Origin of the sequence: Nostocoides japonicum T1-X7 (genome assembly GCF_001046855.1) — a bacterium.
GTDB classification, from domain to species: Bacteria; Actinomycetota; Actinomycetes; order Actinomycetales; family Dermatophilaceae; genus Nostocoides; species Nostocoides japonicum.
Genome location: NZ_HF570958.1, coordinates 3,883,175 through 3,888,811, shown reverse-complemented (window position 1 = coordinate 3,888,811; position 5,637 = coordinate 3,883,175). Strand labels below are relative to the sequence as shown.

Here is a 5,637-nt window from a genome sequence, read left to right as displayed (position 1 = left end):
GCGCTCGCCGACGTGCTCGCCGCGATCGCCCGGGCCTGCCCCTCCCCCGGGCTCGTCGTCGCCCACGGGCTGCCGGACGCCCCCGGCCGCCCGCTCCTCGCCGACCGGCCGCTCGTCGACGGCTCGAGCGCGGCATACGTCTGCCGGGGGTTCGTCTGCGACGCACCGGTCACGACGCCGGAGGCGCTGCGCAGCCTCCTCGGCGTCAGTCCCGGCTGACGCCGAGGAGCGCCAGCTCGTCGTCGCGGTCGAGGCCCGCACGGCGGCCGGTCCGGGCGAGCCCGAGCTCCCGCTCCCACGCGAGGGCCGCAGCGAGGGTGTCCTCCACGGGGCGCGCGGTGAGGCCGGCGTCCCTGGCCAGGGTGTCGTCGAGGGACTGGAAGCCGGCCCACTCCGGGTCGGCGATCCACAGGGGCAGGGAGCGCGGACCCATGTACTCCTCGACCCCCGCCTCCCTCAGGGCGTCGTCGCTCATCGGAACCCGCTCGCCGGCGAAACCGGCCACCGCCGCGGCGGCGTCGAGAACCTCCTCGAGACGCCGCTCCGGCGCGACGGCGTTCATCGTGCCGACCTCCGCCGCCAGGCCGGCCTCGAGGAGCCAGCCGGCGAGGTCCCGGACGTCGGTGAGCTGACACGGCACATCCCGGCGCTCCGGGACGAGGACCGGGCCGCCGTCCTCGGCAGCAAGGGCGAACCGACCGGGCCAGTAGCCGGCCCGGTCGCTCGGGTCCCCGGCCCCGGCGATGAGGCCGGAGCGCGCGATGAGCACGTCGTCCCCGCGGACGGCCCGGCACGCCTGCTCGCAGGCGACCTTCGCCTCGCCGTAGAGCTCCGGTGGCGCCTCGTCACCCTCGAAGGCGGGAAGCAGCGAGGTCGCCTCGGTGCGGTGCATCGACGCGTGGTCGGCGTAGACGCTTCCCGTGCTGACGAGGACCCAGTGGTCGGCGTGCTCGCCGAGCGCGTCGAGAGCGGTCCGGACGTGGAGCGGCTGTCGGGCGACGTCGACCACGAGGTCGAAGCGCCGTCCCTCGAGCTCCGCATACGCCTCGGTCGTCGACCGGTCCCCCACGACGAGCCGAGCGCCCTCGGGCACCGGACCGCTCTCGCCCCGCGCGAGGCACGTCACCGTGTGTCCGAGGCTCACCCCTCGCCGGGCGACCTCTCCGCCGAGCCATGCGGTCCCTCCGAGCACGAGAACGTCCATGCGATCCACGAGACCACGGAACGGGGTCGACCGCCGCGTGCCGGCATACGCCGACAGCGAACGCTCTCGCCCGTCACGGCCACAGGCCGGTCAGCTGGCCCCCGATGCGCACGATGAAGGCACCGACGACGCAGACGAATACGACCCGGACGAAACGGGACCCGAGCCGGACCGCGGTCCGCGCGCCGAGGTACCCGCCGAGCGGGTTCGCGACGGCGAGGACCGCCGCGGCGGGCCACACGACGTGCCCACCCGGGAGGAAGACGACGAGCGCACCGAGGTTCGTCGCGACGTTGGCGATCTTCGCCTTCGCGCTCGCCTCGAGGAACGCATACCCCATGAGGCCGACGAGTGCGAAGACGAGGAAGGAGCCGGTGCCCGGTCCGAGGGCGCCGTCGTAGACGCCGATCGTGAACCCGATGACCATGGCGAGGGCGGTATGCCGGTGGCCGTGGAAGCGCAGCGCCGTCTCCGTCCCGAGCCGCGGCTTGGCGAGGGTGTAGGCACCGACCGCGACGAGGCAGACGAGGACGATGGGGTTGAACGCGGACTTGGGGATGTGCAGCCCGATGACCGCGCCGACGATCGCCCCGAGGAAGGCGACCGCGGCCATCGGAACGGCCGTCCGCAGATCGGGCCGGACCCGGCGGTAGTAGGTCACCGACGAGACCGTCGTGCCGACGACCGAGCCCATCTTGTTCGTCGCGAGCAGCTGGGCGGGAGCGGCGCCCGGCAGGCCGAGGAGGAGCGCGGGAAGCTGGACGAGGCCCCCGCCACCGACGACGGCGTCGACCCATCCCGCGACGAACCCCGCGAGCGCGAGGAGCGCAAGGGTGCCCGCTCCGATGTCGAGGTCCGTCACGAGGCCACCCCATCATGAGGTCCCCTCAGCGGGACACGAGGCGTGCCCGGTGAGCGTACAGGTCGCGGATGCAGGCCACCTCGGCGAGGTGGTGGATGGCCTCGCGGTTGATGTGCAGCACGAGCGTGACCATCGGCATCTCCGCATAGGGGCCCTCGGCGGGGCCACACGGCTGCGCCAGGTCGTCCGTGCTCAGACCACGCGCCCCGGTGACCCAGGCGGCGTATGCCGCGTCGAGCTGCTCGAGCGCCTCGGCGGCGGTCCCCGCATACGGCCAGCCGTCGTAGCTGACCGGCGCGCCGCCGAAGTGTCCCGCCGTGCGGGCGGCGAAGACCCCGACGACGACGTGGGCGATGCGCCACGCGATCGACGTGAACGGCGTCGGCTGCGGCGGGTCGAACGCGTAGTCGATCGTCATCCCGCCGTCGCCGACGGCCGTCGCAGGGCTGGGCTCGCCCCGGGGACGGACGCTCCAGCACCCGTCCACCGGCTCCCAGAGGTACTCGGCGTCGCTGAGGCCGTCCAGCCGGGGACGGGCCTGGTGGGTCCAGTGCCAGTCCAGCTGGTCGACGAACTCCGTGGTCCAGTCGATGGTCATGTCCACCACTGTGTCGTGGACCACCGACAGCCGCTGGTCGGCGGCTGTCGGAGCGGCTCGGCGGCCTTGCCTCAGGCGATGTCCCGCCACCGGTCGACGATGGCGAGGACGTCGAGCAGCTCGTGCGCGATGGCGTCGGGGGTGTCCTCGACGTCGACGACCTGGTCGCTCGGCAGGTCGGAGTGGGGGATCCAGATGGCCCGCATCCCGATCCGGTGGGGGCCGTGGACGTCCTCGTAGAGCCGGTCTCCGACGTAGACGGCGTGCTCGGGCGCCACGCCGACCGCGTCACACGCGTGCCGGAACGCCTCGGACGACGGCTTCACATGCGGGATCTCCGAGGAGTACACGTCCGCGTCGAGGAGGTCGAGGACGCCGTCGCGCTCGAAGAGGCCCCGGTGGTACTCGCGCGTCCAGATCGTGTTGGACAGGACGCCGACCTTGATCCCGCGCTCCCGCAGACCCGACCAGACCGGGCGGACCTGGGGGTCGGTCCACGTGTGCGGCTCCCAGAACCCCCGGTAGGCGGCGAGCGCGAGGGTCGCCCGGTCGTGGTCGGGGTCGACGCCGGCCTCGGTGAGGATCTGCGCGATCGTCGCCGAGGTGTGCTCGTCGCGCGCCCGGGCCCACGCGGTCTTCTCCGCCTCGAGAAGCCGGTCGGCGAGGGCCTGCGCGTTGGCGAGGTCGCCGTCGGCGACGGACGGCGAGTCGAGCGGTATGCCGTGGATCTGGCGTGCGTAGACCCGCCACTGCTCGGGGAGGTCGACGGTGTGCCACGGCGTCAGCGTGCCGCCCCAGTCGAAGATGACGGCCTCGACCCGGCGCGGGCCGACGCGCCCCTCGGCCGAGGACGGACCGGTCCGCTGCCCCGGGGACGGGCCGGTCCGCCCGATGGAGGACTCCTCCGATTGCTCGACCGGGGACAAGCCGGTCCCCCTCTCGATCCCCGGATCAGGCATGCCCGGTCTCGGCGAGGATCTCGCGGACGGCGTCGGCGACGGCGACCTCCCGGCGCTCGCCCGAGCGCCGGTCCTTGATCTCGATCCGTCCGTCGGCCAGGCCACGGCCGACGACGACGATCGTCGGGACCCCGATGAGCTCGGAATCCTTGAACTTCACGCCGGGACTGACCTGCCGGCGGTCGTCGTAGAGGACGGTGAGCCCGTTGGCCTCGAGCTCGCGGGTCAGCTCCTCGCCGAAGGTGAAGACCGCGTCGTCCTTGCCCGTCGCGACGAGGTGGACGTCGGCGGGCGCGAGCTCACGGGGCCAGATGATCCCGGCCTCGTCGTGGTTGCCCTCGACGACCGCCGCGACCGCCCGCGAGACGCCGACGCCGTAGGACCCCATGATGACGGTGACGAGGCGGCCGGACTCGTCGAGGACCCGGAGGCCGAGCGCCTCGGCATACTTCGTGCCGAGCTGGAAGATGTGGCCCATCTCGATGCCCCGGGCGATCTCCAGCTCGTGGCCGCAGGAGGGGCACAGGTCACCGGCCCGCACCTCGGCGGCCTCGATGACGCCGTCACCCTCGAAGTCGCGGCCGGCGACGAGACCGATGACGTGCCGCCCGGGCTCGTCCGCCCCGGTGACCCAGGCGGTGCCGGACACGACACGGGGGTCGAGGAGGTAGCGGATCCCGCTCGGGTGGTCCGAGCCGAGCGCGCCGGGGCCGATGTAGCCCTTGGTGAGTGCGGGGTTCCGCGCGAACTCGGCCTCGTCGAAGGCCTCGACGACGGCCGGGTCGACCTGCGCGCCGAGCCGCTTCTCGTCGACCTCCCGGTCCCCGGGGAGCCCGATGGCGAGGGGCTCCCGAGTCCCGTCGGGGTGCTTGAGCATGACGACGACGTTCTTCAACGTGTCCGCCGCCGTCCACGACCGGTCCTCGCGGGGGAAGGCGGTGTTCAGGTGGTCGACGAGCGTGTCGATCGTCGGGGTGTCGGGGGTGTCCTCGACATGGGCGGGCGGCAGCCCCGCATACGGCACCGCGTCCGGGACGGGGACGCGCACGGCCTCGACGTTCGCGGCATACCCGCACGACGGACAGCGGACATAGGTGTCCTCGCCGTTCTCGGCCGTCGCGAGGAACTCCTCGCTCTTGCTGCCGCCCATCGCGCCCGCCATCGCGTTGACGATGACGTAGTGGAAGCCGAGCCGGTCGAAGATCCGGATGTAGGCGTCGCGGTGCAGCTGGTAGCTCTTGTCGAGACCCGCCTTGGAGGTGTCGAAGGAGTAGGAGTCCTTCATGACGAACTCACGACCGCGCAGGATGCCGGCGCGCGGCCTCGCCTCGTCGCGGTACTTCGTCTGGATCTGGTAGATGGCGAGCGGCAGGTCCTTGTAGGAGCTGAAGAGGTCCTTGACGACGAGCGCGAACATCTCCTCGTGGGTCGGCCCGAGGAGGTACTCGGCGCCCTTGCGGTCGTGGAGACGGAAGATGTTGTCGCCGTAGTCGGTCCAGCGGCCGCTCTCCTCGTAGGGCTCCTTCGGCAGGAGGGCGGGGAAGAGGAGCTCCTGGCTGCCGATGGCGTCCATCTCCTCGCGGACGATCGTCTCGACCCTCCGCAGGACCTTGAGGCCGAGCGGCAGCCACGTGTAGATCCCGGGGCTCACGCGCCGGATGTAGCCCGCCCGGACGAGGAGCCGGTGGCTCGGCACCTCGGCGTCCGCCGGGTCCTCGCGAAGGGTGCGGAGGAACAGGGACGACATGCGCATGGCCACGGAGGAGCTCCTAGGTGAGGGTGGGCAACCCGCACAGGATATCGAGGGTCGGTATGCCGTCCGCTCCCCTTTCCGGATGCGCCGCACCTTCCGGGCGCCGCATCACCACGACAACCCCGCACGTGCCGGATCCGTCCCCGGCAGGTGTGGGCTTTCCGTGGTCGGATCCGTCCAGGAACCACGACAACCCCGCACCTGCCGGATCCGCACCCGGCAGGTGTGGGCTTTCCGTGGTCGGATCCGTCCAGGAACCAC

Annotated in this window: 6 protein-coding genes and 1 pseudogene; 1 reads left to right on the top strand and 6 read right to left on the bottom strand. The window is 72.4% G+C overall.

From position 1 onward, the window contains the following. Window positions 1–219, top strand: a pseudogene (locus BN12_RS17635) (N-acylglucosamine 2-epimerase); the annotation flags it as partial. On the opposite strand, the gene BN12_RS17630 reads toward BN12_RS17635, so the two are convergent. From BN12_RS17630 to BN12_RS26270, 6 genes are all read right to left on the bottom strand, one after another. Next, a complete protein-coding gene (locus BN12_RS17630) occupies window positions 206–1,204 on the bottom strand; it encodes an NAD-dependent epimerase/dehydratase family protein (protein WP_048554509.1) in 999 nt (332 codons plus the stop codon). The pseudogene BN12_RS17635 and the gene BN12_RS17630 sit on opposite strands and share 14 nt — an antisense overlap. A 73-nt stretch (window positions 1,205–1,277) precedes the next feature. Then, on the bottom strand, window positions 1,278–2,066 hold the full coding sequence (locus tag BN12_RS17625; protein ID WP_048554507.1) for a sulfite exporter TauE/SafE family protein: 789 nt from the start codon (window positions 2,064–2,066) through the stop codon (window positions 1,278–1,280). A gap of 25 nt (window positions 2,067–2,091) precedes the next feature. Further along, window positions 2,092–2,664, bottom strand: coding sequence for a DinB family protein (locus BN12_RS17620; protein WP_083455039.1), 573 nt, complete (start codon window positions 2,662–2,664; stop codon window positions 2,092–2,094). 71 nt (window positions 2,665–2,735) lie between these two features. Continuing rightward, entirely contained in the window at window positions 2,736–3,590 is an 855-nt protein-coding gene (locus BN12_RS17615) for an HAD family hydrolase (protein WP_235432454.1), read from the bottom strand. Between the two features lie 25 nt (window positions 3,591–3,615). Continuing rightward, on the bottom strand, window positions 3,616–5,382 hold the full coding sequence (locus BN12_RS17610) for a proline--tRNA ligase (RefSeq protein ID WP_048554505.1): 1,767 nt from the start codon (window positions 5,380–5,382) through the stop codon (window positions 3,616–3,618). Window positions 5,383–5,392: 10 nt separating this feature from the next. Further along, window positions 5,393–5,637 (bottom strand): hypothetical protein (locus tag BN12_RS26270; protein ID WP_235432453.1); only part of this gene is annotated, 245 nt, incomplete at its 5' end.